Consider the following 23,976-nt stretch of genomic DNA (forward strand, 5'->3'; position numbering starts at 1 on the left):
ATCCCCCGCCGGGCCCGCCATGACCACACTCGAAGCCAGCACCGGCACGGACGCTGCCGACACCGATCCTGACGCCAGCCCGGCCCGCGCCGGACCCGCGCAGCCCGCCACGCCGCCGCGCCGGCTGGTGTGGATCCTCGGCCTGACCGAGACCATCTCCTGGGGCACGCTGTTCTTCGCCTTCACCGTCTTCATCGACCCGATGATCCGCAGCCTGGGCTGGTCCAAGCCTTTCCTGGCGGGCGGCTATTCGCTGGGACTGCTGGTGTGGGCGCTGTGCTCGTTCGCGGTCGGGCGGCTGCTGGACCGCGCGCCGGCGCGCAAGGTGATGGGCGCGGGCTCGGTGCTGGCCGGGCTGGGCCTGCTGCTGTGGGCGTGGACACCGTCGCAATCCGTGTTCCTGCTGATGTGGGTGCCGCTCGGCCTGGCCATGGCGACCACGCTGTACGAGCCCGCCTTCGTGGTGCTGCGCCAGGCCTATGGCGACCAGTACCAGAAGCCGATCGTCGCGGTCACGCTGATGGCCGGCTTTGCCAGCACGATTTTCGTGCCGCTGGCGCAATGGCTGGTGCTGCATGTCGGCTGGCGCCCGACCCTGGTCGGCTTTGCTTTGCTTAACCTGCTGGTCTGCGCGCCGCTGCATGCGCGCATGCGCTACGCCCTGCATCCCTCTTACTCGGGCGCGGGCGCCGGCACGGCCGCCGCCGGCGGCCGCGACATTGCCCGCGCCACGCTGCGCCAGCCGGTGTTCTGGGCGGTGGTGCTGGCCTTTACCGCGACCGCGGTGGTGGCGTCGCTGCTCGGCGCGCACCTGATCCCGATGCTGACGGAGAAGGGCATGCCGGTGGCGCAGCAACTGGCGGTCGCGGCGCTGATCGGGCCGGCCCAGGTGGCGGGCCGCATGCTGATGATGCGCGCGGGCGTGCGCCACCCGGTGCGGCTGTCGCTGCCGGTCTATGCGCTGATGAGCGTCGGCCTGCTGTGCTTCGCGCTCGGGCATGGCGCATGGCTGATGGTGGCGGCCGTGCTGTACGGCTGCGCCAACGGCGTCAACACTATGCTGCGCGCGATGGCGATGCCCGAGCTGATTTCGCGCCACCACTATGCCACCCTCAACGGCCTGATGATGACGCCGGTGCTGCTGATGCAGGCGGCGGCGCCGTGGCTGGGCGCGCTGCTGTGGCGCGCGGCCGGGGGCTACTGGCTGATGCTGTGGGTGATGCTGGCGCTGGCGCTGGCCGCGCTGCTGGCCTTCGGCTACGCGCTGCACCGGCGCGGGCTGCTGCGCGTGGAGGCAGGCCGCCCATGACCGGCTCCCCGGCGTCCGCCGCCGCGCTGCCGGCCGGCCAGGTCGCGCGCGCCACGCGCGGCACCATGGCGCTGTTCTTCGTCAACGGCGCCACCTTCGCCACCTGGGGCGTGCATATCCCCACCATCAAGGCCCGCTTCGGCCTGTCCGACGCGATGCTGTCGCTGGCGATGCTGGCGGTGGCCGGCGGCGCCATCGTGGCGATGGGCCCGGTCGGGCGCTGGGTGGCGCGCGCCGGCAGTGCGCGCGCCTCGATGGCCGGCGGGCTGCTGTTCGCGCTGGCCACGGTGGCGATCCTGGCGATGCCTTCGTTCTGGCTGCTGCTGCCCGCGCTGCTGGCCTTCGGCATGACCAATGCGGCCTTCGATGTCGCCATGAACGCGCAGGCCGCCACGGTCGAGGCCAGCCGCACGCGCCCGGTGATGTCGTCGCTGCACGGCATGTTCAGCCTGGGCGGCATGGCGGGGGCGGGCTTTGGCGGCCTGATGCTGGCGCTGGACGTGCCGCCGCTGGCGCATGCGGCAATGATGGGCGGCGTGACCGCGGCGGTGGCAGTGGCCACGCTGCCGGGGCTGCTGGCCGACCATCCGGTGCCGCCTTCCGCGCCCCACCATCGCGATCATGCGGTGCGGGCGCTATGGCTGCTGGGGCTGCTGGCCTTTCTCGGGCTGATCGGCGAAGGCGCGATGTACGACTGGACCAGCGTCTACATGCGCGACGTGGCACGCGCGCCCGACGGCTGGATCAGCCTGGGCTATGCCGCATTTTCGGGCGGCATGGCGTGCGGGCGCTTCGGCGGCGACCGCCTGCGCGCGCGCCTGGGCGACAGCGCCACGCTGACCGGCAGCGCCTGGCTGGGCTTTGCCGGCATTGCGCTGGCCCTGGCGGTGCCGTTGCCGCTGGCCGCGCTGGCAGGCTTCGCGCTGATGGGGCTGGGCGCGGCCAATATGGTGCCGATCTTCTTTGTCGCCGCGTCGCGGCTGCCTGGCGTGGCGCCGGCGGAAGCGATTGCGCGCGTGGCGCGCTTCGCCTACGTGGGGCTGCTGCTGGGCCCGGTGCTGATCGGCGGGGTGGCGCACCTGGCCAGCCTGCGCGCGGGCCTGGCGCTGGTGGCCGTGACCATGGGCTGGATCGCGCTGGCGGGGGCGCGCTCGGCGCGGCGCTACCTGCCGCCGCGCGCGCCGTCGCGCCGGTAAGCGTTCAGGCCGCGGCGCGCAGCGGCGCCCCGGCGCCCATGCCTTCGAACACGAAGCTGTCCATCGCCAGCACGCCATAGGTGACCTCGTCCGCCACCCGCGACACCGTGGCCGGCCCCGCCAGCACCGGGTCAGCGCCCTCCGGGCCGAGCGCCGCGCCCAGCGCCACATAGAACGGCAGCAGGTGTTCGTCGGTCGGGTGCGCCCGGCGCGCATAGGGCGCCTGGGCACGGTAGTCGGCAATCAGGCGGGTGTCGCCGGTGGCCAGGGCCTGGTCCAGCGCCTCGCCCATCCACTTGCGGAACGCTTCGACGTACGGCTCGGCCTGCGGGCCGTGCTGTTCACGTCGGCCGCCGCCAAACACTTCCTGCAGGTTGTGCGTGAAGCTGCCGGAGGCCAGCACCAGCACGCCCTCGTCGCGCAGCGGTGCCAGTGCGCGCCCGATCGCGATCTGCGTCGCGGGCGGCAGGTAGGGATTCAGCGCCAGCTGCACCACCGGCATGTCGGCATCGGGGAAGAAGTGGCGCATCGGCATCCAGGCGCCATGGTCGAGCGGGCGCTCGTCGTCGTGGCCGACAAAGCCCGCGCCGGGAATCGCCGCCGACTCGACCAGCGCCTTCACGCGCGCCGCCAGTTCCGGCGAACCCGGCGCGTCGTAGCGCAATGCGTACAGCTCGCGCGGGAAGCCGCCGAAATCGTGCCAGGCCTCCTGGCGTTCGCGGCTGGTGACGGCGAGCGTGCTGTAGATCCAGTGCGCCGAAATCACCAGCACCGCGCGCGGCCGCTGCGCGCGCAGCCGGGCGCCCAAGGCCTCGAACGCGGCACCGGTGGGGCCGGGATCGATGGCCAGCATCGGCGAGCCGTGGGAGATATAAAGCGAGGGAAGCATGGCAATACCGCCTTCAAACGGTTTGTGTACTGGCTTCCAGTTTGGCGAAGAACGGCGGCGCTCGCGGACGCCGTTTGCGGACACCTCATGCAAAAAAATTGAACCCGCGGCACGCTCCGTGGCCCGGCCCACACAAGCCGTGCCGCACCGGCACCGTGGCCGATGCGAGAGGCTTATGCTGCAGCCGGAAGCCCGCTACAGGCGCTTCGCAGGAACTTCCGCAACGCAGACGCCACGGCGCTTTTCCCGCGCGCATGGCAGGAGACTCAGGTGGCCTCGCGCAACCCGCGCCGTGCCGGACGGCACAACCGCATCCCCGGCCAATGGTGGCAGCCGGGCGTCTACGGCAGCATGCCCGCCGTCGCGCTATGGATTCTGGCGCGGCTGCCGGCCGGCCTGCTGCTGTCCGTGACCGGCATGCCGGCCGCGGCCGCCTGGTTGAACCTGGCCGGGGACACGGTATTCGTGGCGGGCTGGGTCGCCAGCGCCCTGCTGCTGTGGCTCACGCGACGCCGCCCCGCCCCCGTCCGCTCGGCGGATGCCGCCACCCCCGCCGAGAGTTCGCCAAAGCCCGACCACCGGGCGACTGAACCTGCACTGCCCGGCTGAAGTCGCGCACGAGGGCGCGGCGGCCCGGGATTAAGGAATCGCTTAATATGGCGATTTCCCTGCATGAGCAACGCTTCATGACCGCGACTACCGCCCCCGTTCCAGAACTGACCAACGCCACCCGACGCAAGGCGATTATCGCCGCCACCATCGGCAATGGCCTGGAGTGGTTCGACTTCACCGTCTACAGCTTCTTTGCCGTCATCATCGCCAAGCTGTTCTTTCCCACCGGCAATGACCTGACCTCGTTCCTGCTCACCGTCGCCACCTTCGGCGTGGGCTTCTTCATGCGCCCGGTCGGCGCCATCGTGCTGGGCGTCTATGCCGACCGCGTCGGCCGCAAGGCGGCGCTGACGCTGACCATCCTGCTGATGGCGCTGGGCACGGCCATCATCGGCCTGGCCCCGACCTACGACCAGATCGGCCTGTGGGCCCCGGCGCTGATCGTGATCGCGCGCCTGATCCAGGGCTTTTCCGCCGGCGGCGAAGTCGGCGGCGCCACCGCCTTCCTGATCGAGCACGCGCCCGACGCCGAGCGCGGCGCCTATGCCAGCTGGCAGCAGGCCAGCCAGGGCATCTCGTTCATGCTGGGCGCGGCCATGGGCGCGCTCGTCACCAATGGCCTGTCGCCCGAGCAGATCGACGCCTGGGGCTGGCGCATCCCGTTCCTGTTCGGCCTGCTGATCGGCCCGGTGGGCATGTATATCCGCTCGCACCTGCACGAGCCGCCCGAGTTCGAGGCGCGCCAGGCCGCCCGCAAGGCCGCGCAGGTAAAGTTTTCGCCGCTGTCGCAGGTGCTGCGCGACCACCCGCGCGAAGTGCTGGCGGGCCTGGGCGTGACCATCCTGTGGACGGTCTGCACCTACGTGCTGGTGTTCTACATGCCGTCGTACGCCAAGCAGCAGCTGGGCCTGCCGCTGGGCGCCACGTTCCAGTCGACCGCGCTGTGCGGCGCCATCATCCTGGCGCTGTGCCCGCTGATGGGCATGCTGTCGGACCGCGTCGGCCGCAAGCGCATGCTGGGCGTGGTGGCGCTGCTGATCGGCGTGCTCGCCTATCCGCTGTTCCACTGGCTCAATGTGGCGCCGACCACGCAGACGCTGCTGCAGGTGCAGATCGTGCTGGGCATCCTGCTGGCGGCCTTTACCGGCCCGGCGCCGGCGGTGCTGGCCGAGCAGTTCCCGACCGAGGTGCGCTCCACCGGCCTGTCGCTGGCCTATAACTTCGCCGTCACCATCTTCGGCGGCTTTGCCCCGCTGATCGTGACGTGGCTGATCGAGTCGACCCAGAACAAGCTGGCGCCGGCCTACTACGTGATCGCCGCCGCCGTGGTGAGCTTTGTCGCGCTGGTGTTCATGCACGACCGGACCGGCAAGCGCCTGGCCTGAGCGCGCCGCGCGTCTGCATCGAAAAAGCCAGCCGCGAGGCTGGCTTTTTTGTGGCCGGCGGCTGGCCGCTCGCGTGCGGCTCAAGCGTCCTCGTCGCCTTCCCGATAGATATTGATCACGTGCCGGGCCTCGAAACAAAGCGGCATGCCGGGATTCATCTCGTCGGTGCAGTACGGCTGGTTGTCGAGTTCGCCGGTATAGAGCGCGCCTTCGCGTCCGGTCACATTGACCCACATCCGCTCGACGTGGACTTCCTCGTTGCCATCCTCGTCCGCGACGAGGATGCGGAAGATCAGCTTGACCTGCTGGCCCGCGGCAAGCGCGTCGCGTTCCGCGCGCGGCGGCATCCAGAAGGTGTCGGGGTGGGCGGCGGCGATGGGCTCGGCGTCGTCGAGCTCCCATCCGTCCTCGTCCAGGGTGGTCAATCGCATGTCCATTTTCAGCCTTCCGCTATCTCTCAGGTGCGGGCATGATCGCAGCAAATGCGCCGGCCGGCGAGAGCCAGACCGGCGCCCCATTCATTCAATACTGGAAAGGTACGCATGACGAGCAACAAGGAAGCGCTGGCCGCGCCGGTGCGCTGCGGCTGGTGCGGCACGCTGGAGGACTATTGCCACTACCACGACACCGAGTGGGGCTTTCCGGTGGCCGACGACCGCCGGCTGTTCGAGAAACTGTGCCTGGAGGGATTCCAGTCCGGCCTCAGCTGGCTGACCATCCTGCGCAAGCGCGAAGCCTTCCGCAAGGCGTTTGCCAATTTCGACATCGAGAAAGTCGCGCGCTTCACCGAGCGCGATATCGCGCGCCTGCTGGGCGATGCCGGCATCGTGCGCCATCGCGGCAAGATCGAGGCCGCGATCAACAATGCCCAACGGGCCCGCGAACTGCTGGAATCGGAGTCATCGCTGGCGGCCTACTTCTGGCGCTTCGAGCCCGATCCCGCCAGCCGGCCGAAGGTGCTGACGCCAGAGGTACTGCGCACCATGGCCATTTCGCCCGAGTCCACCGCGCTGTCCAAGGACCTGAAGAAGCGCGGCTGGCGTTTCGTCGGCCCCACCACGATGTATGCGCTGATGCAGGCCATGGGCCTGGTCAACGACCACCAGGAAGGCTGCGCCACGCGCGCGCAGGTGCTGGCGGCGCGCAAGGTATTCAAGGTGCCGCGCTAGCCGGTATACGGGCCGCCGCGTATACGTGGCGGCCAGGTACTACCGCCACGCGCAATGGTCCTGGCTGTCGTCTTTATATTGTTTACGTATGTAAACATAGTAGTAGTAGGTAAACCTCGCTGCGGGCCGTGGATAAGTCACCTTTTTCCTTCCGGCTCAGTGACTTGCAGCAAAGATAACGGCCCCGGGATAACCCTGATTTCCCGGGACAAGACGCCGGCAACGTATACATCTGCCGCGCGCCCCCATGAGTTGTTCGTATACGTTTCACAGCGCATCCCCAACCGCGACACAGCTTGTCCGGCCGGTTATCCCCAGCCTGGGCGAAGCTGTCCACAGCCCGGCTCAACCCTCGGCAGCGGCTGCGCCCACGTATACCGGGTCGACGTGCGTCATCACGTTCAGCACATGGTGGTGTTCCAGCGTGCGGCGCCGCGCTTCCACGGCGATGGCATGGCCCTGCGCCACGGTCAGGGTGGCGTCGATCTCGAGGTGCACGTCGACCAGGACCTGGTCGCCCATCTTGCGCGTGCGCAGTTCGTGCAGGCCCAGCACGCCGGGCGTGGCCAGCATGGTCGCGCGGATCGCGGTGACGGTTTCCTCGTCGGCGGCGCGGTCCATCAGGTCGTTGAGCGCGTCCCAGCCGAAGCGCAGCCCCATGCGCGCCACCATCAGCCCGACCACGAGCGCCGCGATCGGGTCGAGGACGTGGTAGCCCAGCAGGTTGCCGCCGATGCCGAGCGCCACCACCAGCGAAGACGCCGCATCGGAGCGCGCATGCCAGGCGTTGGCCACCAGCATGCTCGACCGCACCCGCCGCGCCACGGCCAGCATGTAGCGGAACAGCAGTTCCTTGGACGCCAGCGTGGCCAGCGCCACCCACAGTGCCACCGGCTGCACCGGCTGCGCGCCGCCCGCGGACTGCAGCTTGCCCAGCGCCGCCCACAGCATGCCGGCCCCCACCGTCAGCAGCAGCACGCCCAGGGCGAGCGACGCGGCGGTCTCGAAGCGCAGGTGGCCGTACTGGTGATCGGCATCGGGGTCCTTGCGGCTTTGCCAGCCGGCGGCCAGCACGACGAAGTCTGAAAGCAGGTCGGACAGCGAATGCGCGGCGTCGGCGATCAGCGCCTGCGAGCCGGAGATCACGCCCGCGACCGCCTGCACCGCGGTCAGGCCGATATTGACCGCCACGCTGACCAGCGTGCTGTTCCGGCCGGCGCGATGGCGCGCCTCGGCTTGCGCCGCGGGAGGGGCGTCGTCGTCGGGCAGGCTGCCCGGTTTTGCGCGCATGCGGGGCGAGTGCGAATCCATCGGGTGACTATAGCCGAACCTGGGGGCCGCGCCATCGTGCCGATTTCGTAACAGCGCTGGCTAACTTATTGCGCCGCCTTTACCGTAGACAGGACGGGCACCGCACGAAGCGTGCGCGCCAGCGCCAGCGGGCGCACCCGGTCTTTGCAAGGAGGGCTCTCACGATGGCGATCCGTTCGCTAGCCTCGCACAGCACATCTCAGTTACGCCGCCTGGTCGGACAGATGCAGGCGGAAGTCGACGCACTCGAAAACCTTTCCACGCCCGATGCCGATGCGCAAAGCCGCCTGGGCTATGCCACCGGCCGCCTGCGCGACGGTATCGAAGCGGTCGAGGATGCCCTGCAGTCACTGCGCGCGCTGCAACAGGTACGCCCGTCGGCGATGAAGGCCAGGCGGCCTGCGCGGGTGGCCTAGCCCACACCTCAGGTCGCTCAAGCGCCTGCCGCGGCCGCAGCCGGCGAATCCGCCGGCCCCTGGCGAGGCGCCAGCCCCAGGGCGCGGGCCAGCGCTTCGCACGCGGCCGGGATGGGCCCGATCACGGGTACCGCGAAGCGCTGTTCCAGCGCCCGCGCGGCCTCGCCCAGCGGCCCGCCGCCGATGATCACGGCCTGCGCGCCATCGTCAATGCACGCCTGCACCGCGCCTGCGAGCCGTTCCTCCTGTTGCTGCGGGGCGCTGCCCAGCGCGCGGGGGTCGCCATCGGTGAAGCGCGCACCGGTAAACCAGGCCTCCAGCCCGTGCCGGCGCACGCCCGACGCGATCGACACCGCCAGCCGCGGCGTGGTGGTGGCGATGCCGAAGCGCCGCTTGCCCGCCGCGGCGGCGCGCATCGCCGCCTCGCCGATGCCCACCACCGGCACTGCCAGTTGCGCGCGCAGGGCTTCCAAGCCCGGATCCCCGAAGGCGCCCACGATCACGCCCCCGGCAAGGCCGGCCAGGCGCACCATGTCCGCGTCATTGACCGCGTCGGCGGCCACCGCCAGATCGCCATCGTCGACGATCATCGGCGCGCCGCGCGTCGCCGTCGCGCCGACCACGGCCGGCGGCGCGGCCAGGCGCTGCGCCAGCCAGGCGCGGGCGATGCCGACCATCATCTGCGTGGTGGCGCTGGAAGTATTCGGGTTGATCAGCAGGATATGGCTCATTCACGTCTCGGGATTCAGGAACGCTGGCCGGCGGCGGGCTGGCCGGCCGGATGCCGCGGTGCGTCGCCGGGCTCGTCGTCGGCGCCGTCCAGCGCCCGGCCAAAGGTCTCGGGGGCGAACTGCAGCACCAGCGCGAACACCGCGTACATGCCGGCCATCATCCCGAACATGCCGCCGATGCCGTACTGGTCGAACACGCGGCCGGCGATCAGCGGCATGGCCGCGCCGGCCATGGTGCCGAGCGCCAGGATGAAGGCGGTGCCGAAGGCGCGCACGCGGGTCGGATACAGCTCCGGCGCGTAGATCCAGATCGAGGTGTTCAGCAGCAGCACGCAGAACTGGAAGGCCGCGCCGAACACCAGGACCAGCGCCGCGGAGCTGGACAGGAAGCCGAAGCACAGGCCGATCACGCACGCCAGCAGCGCGCCCAATGTGAGCACACGCTTGCGCGGGCAGCGGTAGCCGAAATACGAGGCCGCCACCGCACCCAGCAGGCTGCCGGATTGCATCACGATGGTGAAGGCAAAGCTCTTGGTCAGCGTATAGCCCTGCGCCATCAGGATCGTCGGCATCAGCGTCAGCACCGAAATCTGCGCGCCGTAGGTCATGCATACGGCAATCCCCACCGCGATCGTGCGGCGTGCCAGGCGGCCGGTGAAGACTTCGCTCAGACGGACCTTTTCCGGCTGGATATCGCCCTCGCGCGCGGCACTCAGGTATTCCGTCGACTGCGCCGTGCGCCGCGACAGCTTGCCCGAGGCGAGGATGTTGAGCACGTGGTTGGCCTCGGCGACGCGCCCCTTCGACAGCAAAAAGCGCGGCGTCTCCGGGATAAAGCGCCGGTACAGCAGCACGAAAAATGCCGGCAGCACCAGGCAGCCGAACAGCCAGCGCCAGCTATCCGGGCCGGGGAACAGGGCAAACACCGCCAGCCCGAAGGCCGGCGCCAGCATATTGCCCAACCCGCCGCCCGCCACGTTGATGGCCCCGACCGCCACGCCGCGGAAACGCGACGAGCAGAACTCGGCCAGCATGGTCACCGCGATCGAGATCTCGCCACCCAGCCCGAAGCCCACAATGAAACGCCCCGCGGCCAGCACCGCGTAATTCGGCGCCAGCGCGCAGACCAGCGCACCCAGCGTGAACAGCATCAGGTTGATGCTCAGCATCGCGCGGCGCCCATACCGGTCCGCGATATAGCCGGAACCCAGCCGGCCCAGCGCCGCCGCGCCGAAGGTCAGGGTGTTGAGAAAGCCGATTTCCGCCGCCGACACGCCCCAGTGTTCCCGCAGCAGCGGCCCCACCAGGCCCACGGCATTTTGCTCGAACACGTCGAACAGCACGCCGAACAAAATCAGCGCCAGGATTTTCTTGTGCGACGGGGTGACGCCGATCCCGTCCAGCGCCTGCTCAAGTTGCTGCAGCCGCGGCTGCGTCGAGGAAACGATGACTTTCGCACCCATGCCTTGCCTCCATGCGCACGCCGGCGCTTTTTTAAAGGCCGGGACTCAGCCGCTCCCGACGTAATGTTTTGTTTTTTTCATATGATAAATATTTGAAAAGAATTTTTCATACGGGTTTATACCGACGCGTGCCGGGTGCGTGTCGGCTGCGTGGGGATTTAAGGCTGCCGGCAACGCAGCGGAACGTGGGAAATGGGGTTGCATCCCGCCGCAGGCGGCGGGTGGTGACGCTCAGAGTTCGTCGAGCGCGTCGTGGAAGGCCTCGACCAGCCCCAGATGCCGCCGGCCCGGCGTACCGGCCAGTTCCATCACCTGGGTGACGATCAGGTGGCACAGGCCGATCACGGCGGCATGGTTGTCCAGCACGCCAGGAGCCTGAACATCGCAGCGCAGCACCCACCGGGCTGGCACCTTGGTCGCCGCGCCCTGCTCCGTAACGTAGAGCAGCCTGGGACACGCCTTTGCCGCCTGGGCCACGACCGACGGCAGTTCGCGCACGCGCCGGCGCAAGGCCAGCACGATCACCACGTCGTCTTCGGTCATGCCGGCGAGATGTTCGCCCATGGTCTCGCCGGCGCCGGGCACCGCCTGTGCGCTCGGCACGATCTGCAACAGTTGCCAGCGCAGGTACAGGGCCAGCGGCTGGCTCGAGCGAAAGCCGACGATCCACACCTTGCGCGCGTTGAGGATGGCCTCGGCGATTTCCCGCAACTGCGCCTCGGACAGGCGCCGGTATGTGGCGCCGAGGTTGGCCAGCCCCTGCTGCAGATGCGCGCCGAGCGAGCCGGTATCGGCCGCGCCGGGCCCGCTTTCGGTGCCGGCCAGCAGCAGCGGCGAGCCTGCGCTTTTCTCCGAGCGCACATGTTTGCGCGCGTCGTCATACGAGGCATAGCCCATGCGCCGCACGAAGCGCGTCACGGTGGCATTCGACACATTGGCCAGCCCGGCCAGTTCCGACGCGGTATAGCCGGCGAGATCGCCGGGGAAATCCAGCGCGAACTCCGCCAGCCTGCGCTCCGAAGGCGACAACTGGTCCAGCTGTTCGCGGATGCGTCCGACGAACGATTTCCTGGTGGCTTGCATGGGACGAGGCGGCTTTGGTGCGCACGGTCGGTCGACTGAGCCCGGCGCGCGCGCGGGGCTCCAAGGGGCTCAACGATAACGTATGGCGCCGCGCGATGCGAGCCGCAGGCGCAGGCCTGCCTGACCCGTCGCGCGTGGCGCTTAACGCTGCGCGCCGCTGGCATTCATGTGGGATTCAGGTGGCATTAACCCGTCGCGGCGCTGGCGTTGCGCCGGCATTAAATGCCCGTCCTGGCCTGGCCCGAGCCAGCGCAATTACCGGATTCTTTAGCCGCGAAAATCGCGCGCGATGATATTGGCGCGTACGGAAGGCTGTCCACAAATCGAACAAATCCTTACATGTGATCCACAGGCGAGTAATCGTTACGTCGCAACCACGCACTGCAATAGTGCACAGGTGCCCCGCCCGAAAATCACACGTAACCCATTGTTACCGCTCTGTACGGTGTCGGACGCGTACCCCTAGTATCGCCGCTGCCGGGTTTTCCAAGGGGTTAACCCGATCCGCTTTTTATGCCACTGCAATTCGTCGCGCACACTGCAAACCGGCACAAGAACGGGCGTGGTGATGTTTATTCACTTTCATCTTTTATCCATTTACTTAAAAATCAATGACTGGGAAAAATCTACCTCGCGATAACCCATCCGACCTGCGCAGAGCGCGCAATTCTTACATTCTCCCGAGCCTGAACTTCCTGGCTGCTGCCTGCGCCGCTGTGGTGCTTACGGCATGCGGCGGCGGCGGCGAGGGAAGCGATTCCACCACCTCCGGTAGCACCTCCTCCAGCGAAGCTTCGCGCAGCCCGACCACTCCGGCCGAATCCACCCAGGTTGCCGACGAGATTTTCGACGGCTCCGGTAATCTGAATGCCGACGAATATGTCGCCATTGCCTCGGATTACACCAGCGAAAAAGCCATGGCTTATCGCTTCGGCGCGAGTAATACGGCCGCCGCAGCAGTTGGTACTGTCTGGAAACCCGAGGACAAGACCTTTTACCCGCACGGTAATACCTGCTTCCAGCAGGAATACCCGGGCGCCCAGATGGATACCAGCACCAACGTCATTTATCAGCTGGGTGACATCGACTGCGCCCGTAACGACTACGGCAGCAACATGGGCGACGTGATTTACCGTTCGGACGTCGCTTCGGACTCCGCCGTCACGCCGCTGCTGACGCTCGCGCTGAGCGCCGGCACCATTGCCGAAAAGCCGCAAACCCCGTGGTTCTGGGGCCATACCACCACCAATCCGCTGCTGAAGGACCACGTCGCGGCCAACGGTGGTGCGATGCCCACGCAGCCTATCGCCATGGGCCGCTGCAGCGAGCACGATTGCGCACAATCGCTGGTGGCTTTCCAGAACGGCCTGATTGCCTCGGTCGGCATGAATACGGCCTCGCACTCGGCATCGGTGAAGCTGCCCGAGGGCAAGGTGCCCACGGCAATCGCGATCACGTCGAATTCCGAGTTTGCGCTGGTCACCATCTGGGACACCAAGAACCTGAAGGGCCAGGTGGCGGTGATTGCGCTGGGCAGCCTCGCCGACGGCAGCAAGGTGGGCGGTCCGTATGACTCGAGCGATATGTCGTGGCACGGCCTGTATCCGGGCCTGCGCAACATGTCGAACTTCGTCTTCATGAAGCTGCTGGGCTTCGTTGACCTGCCGGACATGAAGGCGCCGACGGACATTTCCGCCGTGACCGACTTCAGCACCATGCAGGACAACACCACCCAGGGCTGGCTGCGTGACCCGGTGGGAGACCGCGGCGCGAGCCTGGGCCTGCCGGCAGCGACGCCTGGCCTGAGCGAAGCCAACCAGAAGAGCTTTGCCGCGGGTGGCGTCAACGCCAACCTGATCTCCCGCTCCGGCGTTGCCGCGGTGATCTCGAAGTCGGAAAAGAAGGTGGTGTTCCTGGACCTGAAGCCGCTGTTCGACAAGGTCATCAATACCTACTTCGAAGGCAGCTTCAACGACCTGCAGAACACGCTGAACAATACCGGCCTGGAAGACTCGCAGTGGCCGCAGACGTTCTCGGTGGACAACTACGCCCCGACCATCGTCAAGACCATGAACCTGGCCGAGAAGCCGACCGCGGTGAAGCTCTCGCTGCTGGCCAACCCGGGCCAGGCCTGGGTGGCGACGGAAGACGGCGTGATCCACGCCATCTCGGTGGCTGGCGTGCAGTCCGGTACCAACCTCGATCCGGAACTGATCAAGGAAGTGACCACCCTGCAAGTGGGCAAGAACCCGACCAGCATGATCCACCAGGTGAATCGCGAGAGCTTCGGCAGCTCGAACACCAAGCTGTGGGTGGTGTCGCGCGGCGAGCAGAAGGTCCAGCTGGTCGACATGGCAACGCTGACGGTCGAAAAGACGCTGCAGGATTCGCGCATCGTCGACCCGATCACGGTGTCTGAAAGCCAGCAAAGCCCGCTGCTGACCAGCGTGATCTCGCTGACCGACTATTCCGGCAAGCAGGTGCTGAACTATCGCTACGCACCGATCAACCTCCAGGGTGCCAACACCCCGCTGTATATCGGCGTGGGCCAGTCGGGCAATGAAGAGTTCGAGTTCGGCGGTTCCTATGCGGTGGCCGGCAAGCCGTTCAACTTCACCCAGAGCAATGTACCCTGAGCGCCATGTCAGCCTGAAGCGCGCCGGTTGATTCCGGCAAGCTTCTCTCCCTGATATCGCTTGTCAGAGGCCCGCACGGTTCGCCGTGCGGGCTTTTTCCATTGTGCAGACGCCGGCCGCGCCGTGACGCCGCGTGCGCTGGAGCACAGATATCCTGCCCGGGGACATGACAACCTCGCCATATGCGCAAGGAGCCAGTCCCATGCCGAATCCGTCCACCCACGACCTGAACGCCCGCGGCATCGGCGCCACCATCAGCCTGGTCGCGCCCGGCGAAGGTGGCGTCAGGGACTATGCCGCGACGCTCAACGGGCTGCTGCAGGGACATCTGGTCGAAGCAACGCCCGACCTGCCGGTGGCCGCGCTGGCCGGCGCCGACGTGATCCTCCATTACGTCGGCTACGGCTACGCCCGGCGCGGCACGCCGCTGTGGCTGCTGCGGCGCCTGCGCGAGGCCCGGCCGCACATGCGCCGCCTCGGCATCTTCTTCCACGAACTGTATGCCGACGGCGCGCCATGGCGCTCGGCGTTCTGGCTCTCCCCGGTGCAGCGATACATTGCCGCCGAACTGGCATCGCTGGCCGATTTCTGGGTGACCAACCGCGAGGGTTCGGCGCGCTGGCTCAACGCCCACGCGCCGGCGCGGCCGCACCGGGTGCTGCCGGTGTTCTCCAACCTGGGCGAAAGCGGCGCCCAGCAGCAGGACCGGCAGGCTGCGGTGGTGGTGCTCGGGGGCTCCGCGCTGCGCGCCCAGACTTACCAGGAGGCGGGCGAGGCCCTGTTCGACTGGATCGGCCGTGCCGGCTTCACGCTGCATGACGTCGGCCCACCCCTGGGCGATAGCGGCCTCGCCACCCGCATTGCCCGGCGCGGCGCGGTGGTGCACGGCCGCGTCGAAGCCGCCGAAGCCGCGCGGCTGCTGTCAGTGTCGACCTACGGCGTGCTGGCCTACCCCGTCGACTATGCGGCCAAGAGCGGGGTCTTCGCCGCGTACTGCGCCCACGCGCTCTGCCCCGTGCTGCTGTCCCGCCACGGCGGCGTGCACGATGGCATCACGCCCGCCCACTACCTGCCTTCGATCGAGGCCATGACGCCGGACCTGGACGCCGCCTGGCGCATCGGCCGGGCCGCCAACGCCTGGTATGCGCCGCACGCGCTGCGGCATCACGAGGCGGGATTCAGGGAGTTGCTGGGGCTGGAAACGCTGCCGGTGCAGGTCGCTGCGGCGTTGTGAGGGGGCGGCGGGAACGCCGCCAACAAAAAACCCCGGCAGCCTGGCGGCTCCGGGGTATTCGGCGCGTATTGCGGATACTGGCAAGAATTCTGGTGGACCGAAGGAGGATCGAACTCCCGACCTCTGCATTGCGAACGCAGCGCTCTCCCAGCTGAGCTATCGGCCCGTCGCGGAGGATTGTAGCGTACTTGGGCGGCGCGCTTCAATCCTCCGCGTCCCCATGCGTGCCGTTGGCCACATCACGCCGCGATGCCGGCATTGCCGTCCATGCCGCGCACGCGCGGCAGGTTCAGCGGGCGCGCGCTGACTTCGCGGGCGCTGCGCAGCCATTGCGCCATCACGTCCCAGATCGGCGCCCCGCCTGATTCACGCGCTTCCTCCGCGACCGGTGCCCAGCCGGCTACCTTGTAGGTCTTGCCGGCCTCCAGCGGCTTGCCCGCAAGGCGCATGTCGGTGATGCGCTTGCCCATGCCGGCGGCCGGATCGATGGTGTACTGCAGGCCGCCGACGCGCACCATGTCGCCGCCCTGCTGGTAGTACGGGTCGGGATTGAACAGGTTGTCGGCGACGTCTTCGAGGATGGTCTTGATGGTCGCGCCGCTCATCTGCGTCACCGTGGTGTACGGGTACGTGATGGCGGTCTGGTCCATCAGGTGCTCCATGGTGATGGCCTGGCCCGGCAGCAGCGTGGTGCCCCAGCGGAAGCCCGGCGAGAACGCGATCTGCGCGCCTTGCGCCTGCATCAGGCCGTCGAGGATCAGCTGGTCGAAGGTGCCGTTGAAATTGCCGCGGCGGTACAGCAGGCCACGGTTGACGGCGAGGACTTCGGACAGCTTCTTTTCATACGGCGCCCGAACCTTGCTGATGAGCGCATCCATGGCCGGGTCGGCCGGCAGGTAGTTGGCGAAGACCGGCAGCAGCCGGTAGCGGAAGTCCGCCACCTTGCCGTTTTTCACGTCGAAATCGAGCACGCCGAGGAACTTGCCGTTGGAGCCGGCATTGGTCACGAGCGTGGTGCCGCCGGCGTTCTTCACCGCCACCGGCGCGGGCACACCGTCATGGGTATGGCCGCCGAGGATGGCGTCGAGCCCGCGCACGCGCGAGGCCAGTTTCAGGTCGACATCCATGCCGTTGTGCGACAGCAGCACCACCGCCTGCGCGCCCTTGCCGCGCGCGGCGTCGATGACCTGCTGCAGGTTCTCTTCCTGGATGCCGAAGGTCCAGTCCGGCACGAAGTAGCGCGGATTGGCGATGGGGGTGTAGGGGAACGCCTGGCCGATGATGGCCACCGGCACGCCGTTGATCTCGCGGATCACGTACGGATCGAACACCGGGTCGCCGAAGTCGTTGGTCTTGATGTTCTGCGCCAGGAACGCGACCTTGCCCTTGAAGTCCTTGTCGACGATCTCCCTGACGCGCTCGGCGCCCAGGGTCATCTCCCAGTGCGGCGTCATCACGTCGACGCCCAGCGCCAGCGCGGCATCGACCATGTCCTGGCCCTTGGTCCACAGCGCCGTGGCCGAGCCCTGCCAGGTATCGCCGCCGTCGAGCAGCAAGGCGCCCGGCCGGCCGGCCTTGAGCCGCTTCACCAGCGTGGCCAGGTGTGCAAACCCGCCGACCTTGCCGTAGCGGCGCGCCGCCTCGTTGAAATCGAGGTAGGTGAAGGCATGCGCCTGCGCAGTGCCGGGGCGGATGCCGTAGTGGCGCAGCAGCGCCTCGCCGACCAGGTGCGGCGGCTTGCCGGCATAGTCGCCGATGCCGAGGTTGACGTTGGGTTCGCGGAAGTACACCGGCCGCAGCTGCGCATGGCAGTCGGTGAAATGCAGCAGGTGCACGTTGCCGAAGCGCGGCAGGTCGTACATGGCCTCGGCGGCCTGCGCGGCGTGCGCATCCTGGTGGGGGAACGTCATGCCGCCGGCGCCGGCGATGGCCAGCACCTGCAGGAACTCGCGTCGGTTCATGTCTCTTCCTGTGGATAAGTGCGTGCCGGTGTGCGCGTGGCGTCCGGCATCGCATCGCTATGGCTTTGCGTAACGCTCCAGCGCGGCCACGTCGTCTTCGAGCATCTCGCCCACTTCCTTCTGCACCACGCGGCCGCGCGCGTCGATCACGTACAGTTCCGGCAGCCCCTTGCGCTTGCCGAACACCGCCTGCAGCGCGGGCGAATCCATGGTCGCGGCGAAGGTGTAGCCGCGCTTCTTCATGTAATCGGCGGCTTCGCGCGGATCCTTGTCGATGCTGATGGTCAGCACCTGCAGCGGCGTGCCGCGCGTGCGCTCGTACAGCTTCTGCAGGCGCGGGTTCTGCATCGCGCAGAACGGACACCACGTGGCCCAGTACTCGACCACCAGCGGCTTGCCGGACAGCGCGGCCGCGCTCAGCGTGCGGCCGTCGAGGGTGCGGACCTCGGGCAGGCGCACGGTGTCGCCCACCTCCAGCGCGGCGGCGCCGGCCGCGGCCAGCATCAGGCTCGCGGCCAGCAGCGCGCGCAGCAGCATGGCGGGCGCGCGCATCGGCGTTACTGGTTGACCGGCGAGGCCGGGTCGAGCAGCAGCGCCATCACGTCGCGGATCTGGGCCTCGGTCAGGATGCCCTTGTGGCCGAAGCGCGGCATGTTGGAGCAGGCGGCGTAGGCGCTGGAGTCCCAGATCTTGCCCCAGGTGTACTTGATGACTTCCTGCGAGTTGCCGCGCAGCTTGCCGTACTGGTACAGCGACGGACCGATATTGCCGAACGAGATCTCGGCCTTGGTCATCTGGTGGCAGGCGTAGCAGTTGCCGCCATTGGTGCCGCCGACCTGGTCGGTGAACTGCATGCCGCGGCCGTTCTGGGCGACCTTCTCGCCTTCCTTCCAGTCGCCGAGCCATTTGTCGTCGGCCGGGTACTTGATCTGCTTCAGCTCGGCGGCTTCGACCTTCTTCGCCACTTTCGCCGGCACCCTGGTGCGGTCCGGGTACTGGCTGCAGGCCTGCTGCATGCCGTCCTGGTTCAGCACGCCCTCGACCGTGACCGGGCCGCGCGAAGAGAACGAGTCTTCGATCAGGTGCTTCATGTCGGCGCCGCTGACGGCGGCGGGCCTGGCCTTGGCGGGGCGGGCCTTGGCGCCGCCCTGTGCGCTCTCCTGTGCGTAGGCGCCGGTCGCCAGCAGGGCGGCCAGGGCCGCGACGGCCACTGCCTTGGTATGTCGTTGCATGGTGTCTCTCCCGTCCTGGTCAGCGCTTCATCGCCGGGCCGTCGTAAGTGCCGCCGTTGGCGTTCCTGGCCAGGAACATGGTCAGCGCGGTGATCACGTCCGAGCCATAGGCGGGTTCGGGAAAGCGCTGCTGGCGCAGGCAGTCGTACAGGCGGTGCTGCATGGTGCGGACCTCGCCCTGCGACACGCGATAGGCGGGCCAGGTGGTGTAGGCCGCCTGCGCGCCCTTGTCGGTCAGCAGGTTGGGCAGGTCTTGCAGGCGGATGCGCTGGCCGTCAACCGCATGGCAGGTGGCGCAGGCAAAGTCATAGGCACCGCCGCGGTAGAAGAACATCTTCTCGCCCAGCGCATAGGTGCGCTTCTCTTCCGGATGGCTGAGCTGCACGTTCATCTTCACGCCGCGCGACTCGCCGGTCAGGTAGGCCGCCAGCCGTTCGATCTCGGATGGCTTGCCCGACGACGAGAACGGGTTTTTGGTGGCCTCTTCCTTGCTCAGCCCCTGCAACGTCATGCGGCAGTGGGCCAGCCGCTGCTCCAGGTCCATCACCTTGTTGGTGTCCTTGAAGTAGCGCGGCAGCTCGGCGTAGGCGCCCTTGGTCACGCCCGGGCCCTTGCCCAGGTCGCATTGCTCGAGCGAGGCGTTTTTCGGCCCCGCGGGCTTTTTCCACAGCTCTTCGCCGGCGGCTTCCCACAGCTCGGCGGGATTGCCTTCGGCCAGCATCTGGCGATATTTGGCGATTTCGTCGGCGGTGCTGCCCTGCGCGTGCACGGCGGCAGCGCCTGCGGCCGCCGCGGTGGCGGCCAGCGCCAGCGCAGCACGCCGGGCCAGGCTTGGGATCGGTTTCATGGGGCTTCTCCTCGCGGCCGCGCCTTGCGGGACGGGCCGTTTTTTCTGTCTTGTCTTGCCGTCAGGCCGCGCCAGCCCGGCTCAGGGCTTGATATACGCGTAGCCTTCCTCGGCCTGCAGGCGGGCGATCTCGACCACGCCGGCCTGGACCACCTTGGCTTCCATCAACAGCTGCGACTCGCTGATCTTGCGCGCGGTCAGCGTATTGCGGCACACGCGGAACTCCACGCCTTCGGCGGCCAGCGCGCCTACCGGGCTCTCGAAGCTGTTGCCGCGCGCGTCCTTGGCGCCTTCCACCAGAAAGTCGATGCCGTAGCCGAACGCGACCACCACGATCTTGGTGCCGGGGGCGCCATTCAGGTGGTTGCGCAGGTTGCCCATCGCGCGCACCGCCTGGTCGATGCCTTCCGACAGCTGGTACACCACCTTCACGCGCCCGCCCTTGCCCGGCCCCGCCGCTGCGGACTGGCCGGACTGTGCCGAGGCCTTCGCCGCCAGGCCGATGGCAGCCAGCGCCGCCGATGCTCGAATAAATGCTCGCCGCATAATGCTCCTTCGGGCCGGGTCCGTCCCGGCATTCCGCCCCGAACCTTAGCAGAGGACGGCGCGGCGTGCCGGCGCCATGCAAGCGTGGCCGCGCGGCCTCAGGCGATGGTGGCCTCGTCGGTGCGCTTGTCGCCCTTGTTGTCGATCCAGGTCACGGCGACCTTGTCGCCCTTGGCGCCGCCCTTGAACTTGAAGTTCAGGAACGGGTCCTTGGACACCGCCGGGCCGAACTGGGCGCGGAACACTTCCTTGCCCTTGCACTGGGCGGTCACGGTCTGGATATGCCAGGCCGGCACGACCTTGCCGGACGCATCCTTGCGCTGGCCGGTCTCCATGTCGTGCTTCATCAGAATCTTGACGTCCACCACGCCGCCGTTTTCGGTGGCGCGTACGCGCATCGGGTCTGCCATGTGTTTCTCCTGTTGCAGTTTGGCGGGAATCTCGGTCGGGGACGCGGCGTCAGCCGCCGCAGCCGCCCAGCGTGACCTTGATTTCCTTCGATGCCACGTACCACTTGCCGCCGGCCTTGACCGCGGCGTGCACCACCGAGGTCTGGCCCATCTTCACGCGCGTGGAGACGAACGGCTCGGTGCCGGCCGGGATGATGAAATCTGCGGCCAGGGTGTTGGGGTTCTTTTCCACCAGGATGGCGATCTGCTCGGTATCCGGCAGGGTGCTGGTCACGGCCACCGGCACCACGGCGCCGTTTTCGGCGATATCGGGGGCGTTGAAGGTAATGGCGGTGCTTTTCTCGGTGCCACTGCCGCCGAGGGCCTTGATCACGTCGGCAACGCTCTTGCCGTCAAAGGCGTTCTTGTTCCACTCGGCCGCCTGCGCTTCGCTGATCAGGCCGGTGGCGGCCATCAGCGACAGGACAGCGGTGACCCGCAGCACTTCTCGTCGTTTGGAATTCATTGCTTGCTCTCCGGCTACTCCGTTCCAGTCGGTCGTGGACCGTTCCAGGGGTGTTGCATGCGGCCGGTACATCGCCGGCCGCTGGTTGTCCCGGGCCGCGCGGCTTTCACTGCCCGGCCCGGTGCATCGGCGGACTGCCCGCTGTGGCAGTCGGTCTTACTTGGCGGGGGCGCCTGCCAGCACCCACTCGACCACGGTCTTCAGGTCGGCGTCGCTGATGGCGGCGTTGGCCGGCATCGGCACCGGACCCCAGACGCCAGAGCCACCGCTCTTGACCTTCTTGCTCAGGGTCGCCAGGGCGTTCTTGTCGCCCTTGTACTTGGTCGCCACTTCCTTGTAGGACGGGCCGACCAGCTTCTTGTCGACCTGGTGGCAACCCATGCAGGCGTTCTTGTTGGCGATCTCCTGTGCCTTGGCGGCATCGACCGCGTGGGCCGATGCGGCGGCGCCGAGCATCAGCGCTGCGATGACAAACTGCTTCATTGTTAAGCTCTCCAAGCTCTGTAAAGCCGTGGGGACGGCAAAGGCCACGCGGCCGTGCTGCAATGGCCTGGCGGCACACACCGGCCGCCGCCTGGGGGCACTGCGGCGGCCAGTCCGCTATTTTGCCTCAAGAATCCAGCCCACCATGGCCTGCACGTCCGAATCCGGGATTTGCGGCTGCGGCGGCATCGGCACGGCGCCCCACGCGCCCTGCCCGCCCGCCTTGACCTTGCGCGCCAGTGCCGCATGCGCATCCTGCCCCTTGTACTTGCCCGCGATGTCGGCGAACGACGGCCCCACCAGCTTGCGATCCATCGCGTGGCAGGCCACGCATTGATACTGGCTGGCCAGGCGCGCGCCCGGCGCGGGCGCCGTCGCGGCCACGGCTGCGCCGCCTGGCCTGGCCGCGCCCGCGGCCGCGATGCCGCGCACCGGGCCGAAGGCGCGCTGCTGCTGCGCCAGGTCGCCGTGGGCGTCGCGGGCATAGTCCGGCATCGACGAGGCGATCGAAACCTGCTCCGCGCAGCGCGACATGCACGCGGTGTTGCGGGTATCCGGCCGGCCGCGTCCCGGCCACAGGCCGTGTTCGGTGGTCATGCCGGCGCGGTTGGGCATGCGCCGCTGGACCTCGGCGATATTGGCGTCGGACAGCGCGAAGTCGGCCGGCACGATCTCGCCCAGGTGGAGCAGGTAGGCGGTCACCGCATAGACCTCGCTCACGCTCAGGCTCTTGGGCGCGTTCCACGGCATCGCGCGGTGGATATAGTCCCACAGCGTGCTGACCGTGCTGACCTTCATCAGCGTGGTGCGGTACGGCTGGTTGCCGGTCATGCCGGCGACGCGCCCGCGCCGGATGTCCTCGGCGGTGGTGCCGCCCACCAGCGGCGTGAACACCTCGTTCGATTCGCCGAAGTCGCCGTGGCACGACGCGCACTTGCCGTCCCAGACCTTCTGGCCCTGCGCCACCGTGCCGCTGCCCTTGGGCAGGCCCTTGAAGTCCGGGCGCACGTCGATGTCCCACGCGGCCAGCTCGGCCGGCGTGGCGGTGCGGCCAAGTGCCGCACGCGCTTCACTCGTGCCGCTTGCCGCCGCGGATGGCGACACGGCGCAGCCGGCCGCCAGCATCAGCGCCGCAGCGATCCTGAGCTCAACCCACATGGACATTGGTCACCTCGCCGCCGGCCGCCACCTGCCAGCTCTGGATCGCGTTGTTGTGATAGATCGAGCGCGTGCCGCGCACCGCGCGCAGCTGCCCCAGCATCGGCTGCACGTAGCCGGTCTCGTCGATGGCGCGGCTTTGCAGGATGGCCGGGCCGCCGTCCCAGACCCAGTCCAGGTTGAAGCGCGTCAGGCATTTGGACAGCACCGGCGCCTCCAGCCTTGCGGTGCGCCAGTTGCGCCCGCCGTCGGTCGAGACATCGACCCGCTTGACGCGGCCGCGCCCGGACCACGCCAGGCCGCTGATGTTGTAGAAGCCCTTGCCCACCAGCTGCTGCCCTCCCGACGGCGTGGTGATGACCGACTTGCACTCCTGGATCGAGGTGTACTGGCGCAGCTTGCCGTCGGGCATCATGTCGACGTAGTGGATGGTCTCGTCCTTGGCGTTCCAGGGCTGGTCGCCCAGCTCTAGCCGGCGCAGCCACTTGACCCACGACACGCCCTGCACGCCCGGCACCACCAGCCGCAGCGGGTAGCCGTTCTCGGGGCGCAGCATCTCGCCGTTCATGCCCCAGGCGACGATGATCTCGTCGGCCAGCTCCATCGGGATGGTGCGCGTCATCGACGAGCCGTCGCCGCCCTCGGCCAGCAGGTAGCGGCCGCGGCGCAGGTCGGCGCCGGCGTCGTCCAGCAGCACCCGCAGCGGCACCCCGGTGAATTCGCAGCACGAGAGCATGCCGTGGGTGTACTGCACCGTGGGCACCGCGACGTTGCCCCATTCCATGCCGGTATTGGCGCCGCATTCGATGAAATGCATGCGCGACACCGCCGGCAGGCGCATCAGGTCGTCCATGGTGTAGACCCGCGGCCTGCGCACCAGGCCGTTGATCATCAGGCGATGGCGCGCCGGATCGATATCGTGCCAGCCCTGGTGGTGGCGCTCGAAGTGCAGGCCGTTGGGAGTGATGATGCCGAAGAAGCCCTGCAGCGGCGCGAACGCCACCGAAGCCGCCGACACCCGGGTCAGGCCGGGCGACTCGCGCCGGATCAGGTTTTTCTCATGGACCGAGGGCTGGCCATAGGGTCGCGCCGCAACCGGCTGACCCAGCGACGTGGCCCACGGCTGCGGCTGCAGGATGGCGGCATCGCCGTCCGCGGCCAGCGCCTGCCGGCCCGCCGCCGCCGTGGCAATGCCCGCGGCGGCGCCCAGGAAGCTCTTGCGCAGGAAGTCGCGCCGCGGCGCGTCGAGGCCGTGCCGGCCGATGTCCTGCTGCAGCGATGCGCTGACGAAGTGCTCGGGCGCGGGCACGATGCGCCCGGGCCGGTTCCGTTCCTGCAATGCGGTCTCCTCCGGCGCGCTCGCCCTGGTCGGTCAGACCGGTCGGCATGCCTGTTGTACA

At 68.2% G+C, this 23,976-nt stretch carries 23 protein-coding genes, 1 tRNA gene and 1 pseudogene; 8 read left to right on the plus strand and 17 right to left on the minus strand.

What is annotated here, in order from left to right; genetic code table 11:
- Positions 1 to 19: 19 nt before the first annotated feature.
- Positions 20 to 1,309: an MFS transporter gene (locus tag GA0116996_RS24050; RefSeq protein WP_092316611.1), complete on the plus strand. Its 1,290-nt coding sequence runs from the start codon at positions 20 to 22 to the stop codon at positions 1,307 to 1,309.
- Positions 1,306 to 2,505 carry an MFS transporter gene (locus tag GA0116996_RS24055; RefSeq protein ID WP_092316613.1) on the plus strand — a complete coding sequence of 400 codons (1,200 nt, stop codon included), beginning with the start codon at positions 1,306 to 1,308 and terminating at the stop codon, positions 2,503 to 2,505. The genes GA0116996_RS24050 and GA0116996_RS24055 overlap by 4 nt, the downstream gene beginning before the upstream one ends.
- Positions 2,506 to 2,509: 4 nt before the next feature.
- Here the strand turns inward: GA0116996_RS24055 and GA0116996_RS24060 are convergent, their stop codons facing one another.
- The gene (locus GA0116996_RS24060) at positions 2,510 to 3,394 is read right to left on the minus strand and encodes a DODA-type extradiol aromatic ring-opening family dioxygenase (RefSeq protein ID WP_092316615.1); all 885 of its coding nucleotides are present in this window, start codon (positions 3,392 to 3,394) and stop codon (positions 2,510 to 2,512) included.
- Positions 3,395 to 3,664: 270 nt separating this feature from the next.
- On the opposite strand from GA0116996_RS24060, the gene GA0116996_RS24065 reads away from it, so the two are divergent.
- Together GA0116996_RS24065 and GA0116996_RS24070 are read left to right on the plus strand one after the other, a co-directional pair.
- The gene (locus GA0116996_RS24065) at positions 3,665 to 4,003 is read left to right on the plus strand and encodes a hypothetical protein (RefSeq protein WP_092316617.1); all 339 of its coding nucleotides are present in this window, start codon (positions 3,665 to 3,667) and stop codon (positions 4,001 to 4,003) included.
- 77 nt (positions 4,004 to 4,080) lie between these two features.
- Positions 4,081 to 5,391, plus strand: coding sequence for an MFS transporter (locus GA0116996_RS24070; protein WP_092316796.1), 1,311 nt, complete (start codon positions 4,081 to 4,083; stop codon positions 5,389 to 5,391).
- An 80-nt stretch (positions 5,392 to 5,471) separates the two neighbouring features.
- Here the strand turns inward: GA0116996_RS24070 and GA0116996_RS24075 are convergent, their stop codons facing one another.
- On the minus strand, positions 5,472 to 5,828 hold the full coding sequence (locus GA0116996_RS24075; RefSeq protein WP_018006121.1) for a DUF2314 domain-containing protein: 357 nt from the start codon (positions 5,826 to 5,828) through the stop codon (positions 5,472 to 5,474).
- Between the two features lie 105 nt (positions 5,829 to 5,933).
- On the opposite strand from GA0116996_RS24075, the gene GA0116996_RS24080 reads away from it, so the two are divergent.
- A complete protein-coding gene (locus tag GA0116996_RS24080; protein WP_092316619.1) occupies positions 5,934 to 6,560 on the plus strand; it encodes a DNA-3-methyladenine glycosylase I in 627 nt (208 codons plus the stop codon).
- A gap of 345 nt (positions 6,561 to 6,905) precedes the next feature.
- Here GA0116996_RS24080 and GA0116996_RS24085 read toward each other — a convergent pair whose 3' ends face one another.
- Positions 6,906 to 7,850 carry a cation diffusion facilitator family transporter gene (locus GA0116996_RS24085; RefSeq protein ID WP_092316798.1) on the minus strand — a complete coding sequence of 315 codons (945 nt, stop codon included), beginning with the start codon at positions 7,848 to 7,850 and terminating at the stop codon, positions 6,906 to 6,908.
- A 185-nt stretch (positions 7,851 to 8,035) separates the two neighbouring features.
- Between GA0116996_RS24085 and GA0116996_RS24090 the strand changes: the two genes are divergently transcribed.
- Positions 8,036 to 8,287 (plus strand): hypothetical protein, encoded by a 252-nt coding sequence (locus GA0116996_RS24090; protein ID WP_092316621.1) that lies wholly within the window; start codon positions 8,036 to 8,038, stop codon positions 8,285 to 8,287.
- 17 nt (positions 8,288 to 8,304) lie between these two features.
- On the opposite strand, the gene GA0116996_RS24095 is transcribed toward GA0116996_RS24090, so the two are convergent.
- The 3 genes from GA0116996_RS24095 to GA0116996_RS24105 all read right to left on the minus strand — a co-directional run bounded on the left by GA0116996_RS24095 (position 8,305) and on the right by GA0116996_RS24105 (position 11,564).
- Complete coding sequence (locus GA0116996_RS24095; protein WP_092316623.1) at positions 8,305 to 9,018, minus strand: aspartate/glutamate racemase family protein; 714 nt, start codon at positions 9,016 to 9,018, stop codon at positions 8,305 to 8,307.
- Between the two features lie 14 nt (positions 9,019 to 9,032).
- Entirely contained in the window at positions 9,033 to 10,481 is a 1,449-nt protein-coding gene (locus tag GA0116996_RS24100) for an MFS transporter (protein ID WP_092316625.1), read from the minus strand.
- 231 nt (positions 10,482 to 10,712) lie between these two features.
- A complete protein-coding gene (locus GA0116996_RS24105; protein ID WP_092316627.1) occupies positions 10,713 to 11,564 on the minus strand; it encodes a MurR/RpiR family transcriptional regulator in 852 nt (283 codons plus the stop codon).
- 917 nt (positions 11,565 to 12,481) lie between these two features.
- Between GA0116996_RS24105 and GA0116996_RS24110 the strand changes: the two genes are divergently transcribed.
- Positions 12,482 to 14,200 carry a YncE family protein gene (locus GA0116996_RS24110; protein WP_221221591.1) on the plus strand — a complete coding sequence of 573 codons (1,719 nt, stop codon included), beginning with the start codon at positions 12,482 to 12,484 and terminating at the stop codon, positions 14,198 to 14,200.
- 202 nt (positions 14,201 to 14,402) lie between these two features.
- A complete protein-coding gene (locus tag GA0116996_RS24115) occupies positions 14,403 to 15,434 on the plus strand; it encodes a hypothetical protein (protein WP_092316631.1) in 1,032 nt (343 codons plus the stop codon).
- Positions 15,435 to 15,524: 90 nt separating this feature from the next.
- On the opposite strand, the gene GA0116996_RS24120 is transcribed toward GA0116996_RS24115, so the two are convergent.
- The 11 genes and pseudogenes from GA0116996_RS24120 to soxC all read right to left on the minus strand — a co-directional run bounded on the left by GA0116996_RS24120 (position 15,525) and on the right by soxC (position 23,915).
- Positions 15,525 to 15,600: transfer RNA gene (locus GA0116996_RS24120), tRNA-Ala, on the minus strand.
- A gap of 73 nt (positions 15,601 to 15,673) precedes the next feature.
- Positions 15,674 to 17,395, minus strand: coding sequence for a thiosulfohydrolase SoxB (soxB, locus tag GA0116996_RS24125; protein ID WP_092316633.1), 1,722 nt, complete (start codon positions 17,393 to 17,395; stop codon positions 15,674 to 15,676).
- A gap of 57 nt (positions 17,396 to 17,452) precedes the next feature.
- Positions 17,453 to 17,899, minus strand: a pseudogene (locus tag GA0116996_RS24130) (TlpA family protein disulfide reductase); the annotation flags it as partial.
- A 53-nt stretch (positions 17,900 to 17,952) separates the two neighbouring features.
- Positions 17,953 to 18,627 (minus strand): sulfur oxidation c-type cytochrome SoxX, encoded by a 675-nt coding sequence (gene soxX, locus GA0116996_RS24135; protein ID WP_092316637.1) that lies wholly within the window; start codon positions 18,625 to 18,627, stop codon positions 17,953 to 17,955.
- A gap of 19 nt (positions 18,628 to 18,646) precedes the next feature.
- A complete protein-coding gene (gene soxA / locus GA0116996_RS24140) occupies positions 18,647 to 19,474 on the minus strand; it encodes a sulfur oxidation c-type cytochrome SoxA (protein ID WP_092316639.1) in 828 nt (275 codons plus the stop codon).
- 81 nt (positions 19,475 to 19,555) lie between these two features.
- Positions 19,556 to 20,020 (minus strand): DsrE family protein, encoded by a 465-nt coding sequence (locus tag GA0116996_RS24145; protein WP_092316641.1) that lies wholly within the window; start codon positions 20,018 to 20,020, stop codon positions 19,556 to 19,558.
- A 98-nt stretch (positions 20,021 to 20,118) separates the two neighbouring features.
- Positions 20,119 to 20,430 (minus strand): thiosulfate oxidation carrier complex protein SoxZ, encoded by a 312-nt coding sequence (gene soxZ / locus GA0116996_RS24150; protein ID WP_018006135.1) that lies wholly within the window; start codon positions 20,428 to 20,430, stop codon positions 20,119 to 20,121.
- A 49-nt stretch (positions 20,431 to 20,479) separates the two neighbouring features.
- Positions 20,480 to 20,935, minus strand: coding sequence for a thiosulfate oxidation carrier protein SoxY (gene soxY, locus GA0116996_RS24155; RefSeq protein WP_092316643.1), 456 nt, complete (start codon positions 20,933 to 20,935; stop codon positions 20,480 to 20,482).
- A gap of 156 nt (positions 20,936 to 21,091) precedes the next feature.
- The gene (locus GA0116996_RS24160) at positions 21,092 to 21,418 is read right to left on the minus strand and encodes a c-type cytochrome (protein WP_035826540.1); all 327 of its coding nucleotides are present in this window, start codon (positions 21,416 to 21,418) and stop codon (positions 21,092 to 21,094) included.
- Between the two features lie 117 nt (positions 21,419 to 21,535).
- On the minus strand, positions 21,536 to 22,582 hold the full coding sequence (locus GA0116996_RS24165) for a c-type cytochrome (protein WP_092316645.1): 1,047 nt from the start codon (positions 22,580 to 22,582) through the stop codon (positions 21,536 to 21,538).
- Complete coding sequence (soxC, locus tag GA0116996_RS24170) at positions 22,566 to 23,915, minus strand: sulfite dehydrogenase (RefSeq protein ID WP_092316647.1); 1,350 nt, start codon at positions 23,913 to 23,915, stop codon at positions 22,566 to 22,568. Before soxC ends, GA0116996_RS24165 begins: the two co-directional genes overlap by 17 nt.
- Between the last annotated feature and the right edge of the window lie 61 nt (positions 23,916 to 23,976).

It is taken from the genome of Cupriavidus alkaliphilus (assembly GCF_900094595.1).
In the GTDB taxonomy this organism is placed as follows: Bacteria; Pseudomonadota; Gammaproteobacteria; order Burkholderiales; family Burkholderiaceae; genus Cupriavidus; species Cupriavidus alkaliphilus.

What these genes read in the sequence shown, in the direction of transcription:
- GA0116996_RS24050 (WP_092316611.1), top strand. Translation starts at nt 20, where the DNA reads ATGACCACACTCGAAGCCAGCACCGGCACGGACGCTGCCGACACCGAT.
- GA0116996_RS24055 (WP_092316613.1), top strand. Translation starts at nt 1,306, where the DNA reads ATGACCGGCTCCCCGGCGTCCGCCGCCGCGCTGCCGGCCGGCCAGGTC.
- GA0116996_RS24060 (WP_092316615.1), bottom strand. Translation starts at nt 3,394, where the DNA reads ATGCTTCCCTCGCTTTATATCTCCCACGGCTCGCCGATGCTGGCCATC.
- GA0116996_RS24070 (WP_092316796.1), top strand. Translation starts at nt 4,081, where the DNA reads ATGACCGCGACTACCGCCCCCGTTCCAGAACTGACCAACGCCACCCGA.
- GA0116996_RS24075 (WP_018006121.1), bottom strand. Translation starts at nt 5,828, where the DNA reads ATGGACATGCGATTGACCACCCTGGACGAGGACGGATGGGAGCTCGAC.
- GA0116996_RS24080 (WP_092316619.1), top strand. Translation starts at nt 5,934, where the DNA reads ATGACGAGCAACAAGGAAGCGCTGGCCGCGCCGGTGCGCTGCGGCTGG.
- GA0116996_RS24085 (WP_092316798.1), bottom strand. Translation starts at nt 7,850, where the DNA reads ATGCGCGCAAAACCGGGCAGCCTGCCCGACGACGACGCCCCTCCCGCG.
- GA0116996_RS24090 (WP_092316621.1), top strand. Translation starts at nt 8,036, where the DNA reads ATGGCGATCCGTTCGCTAGCCTCGCACAGCACATCTCAGTTACGCCGC.
- GA0116996_RS24095 (WP_092316623.1), bottom strand. Translation starts at nt 9,018, where the DNA reads ATGAGCCATATCCTGCTGATCAACCCGAATACTTCCAGCGCCACCACG.
- GA0116996_RS24100 (WP_092316625.1), bottom strand. Translation starts at nt 10,481, where the DNA reads ATGGGTGCGAAAGTCATCGTTTCCTCGACGCAGCCGCGGCTGCAGCAA.
- GA0116996_RS24105 (WP_092316627.1), bottom strand. Translation starts at nt 11,564, where the DNA reads ATGCAAGCCACCAGGAAATCGTTCGTCGGACGCATCCGCGAACAGCTG.
- GA0116996_RS24110 (WP_221221591.1), top strand. Translation starts at nt 12,482, where the DNA reads ATGGCTTATCGCTTCGGCGCGAGTAATACGGCCGCCGCAGCAGTTGGT.
- GA0116996_RS24115 (WP_092316631.1), top strand. Translation starts at nt 14,403, where the DNA reads ATGCCGAATCCGTCCACCCACGACCTGAACGCCCGCGGCATCGGCGCC.
- soxB (WP_092316633.1), bottom strand. Translation starts at nt 17,395, where the DNA reads ATGAACCGACGCGAGTTCCTGCAGGTGCTGGCCATCGCCGGCGCCGGC.
- soxX (WP_092316637.1), bottom strand. Translation starts at nt 18,627, where the DNA reads ATGCAACGACATACCAAGGCAGTGGCCGTCGCGGCCCTGGCCGCCCTG.
- soxA (WP_092316639.1), bottom strand. Translation starts at nt 19,474, where the DNA reads ATGAAACCGATCCCAAGCCTGGCCCGGCGTGCTGCGCTGGCGCTGGCC.
- GA0116996_RS24145 (WP_092316641.1), bottom strand. Translation starts at nt 20,020, where the DNA reads ATGCGGCGAGCATTTATTCGAGCATCGGCGGCGCTGGCTGCCATCGGC.
- soxZ (WP_018006135.1), bottom strand. Translation starts at nt 20,430, where the DNA reads ATGGCAGACCCGATGCGCGTACGCGCCACCGAAAACGGCGGCGTGGTG.
- soxY (WP_092316643.1), bottom strand. Translation starts at nt 20,935, where the DNA reads ATGAATTCCAAACGACGAGAAGTGCTGCGGGTCACCGCTGTCCTGTCG.
- GA0116996_RS24160 (WP_035826540.1), bottom strand. Translation starts at nt 21,418, where the DNA reads ATGAAGCAGTTTGTCATCGCAGCGCTGATGCTCGGCGCCGCCGCATCG.
- GA0116996_RS24165 (WP_092316645.1), bottom strand. Translation starts at nt 22,582, where the DNA reads ATGTCCATGTGGGTTGAGCTCAGGATCGCTGCGGCGCTGATGCTGGCG.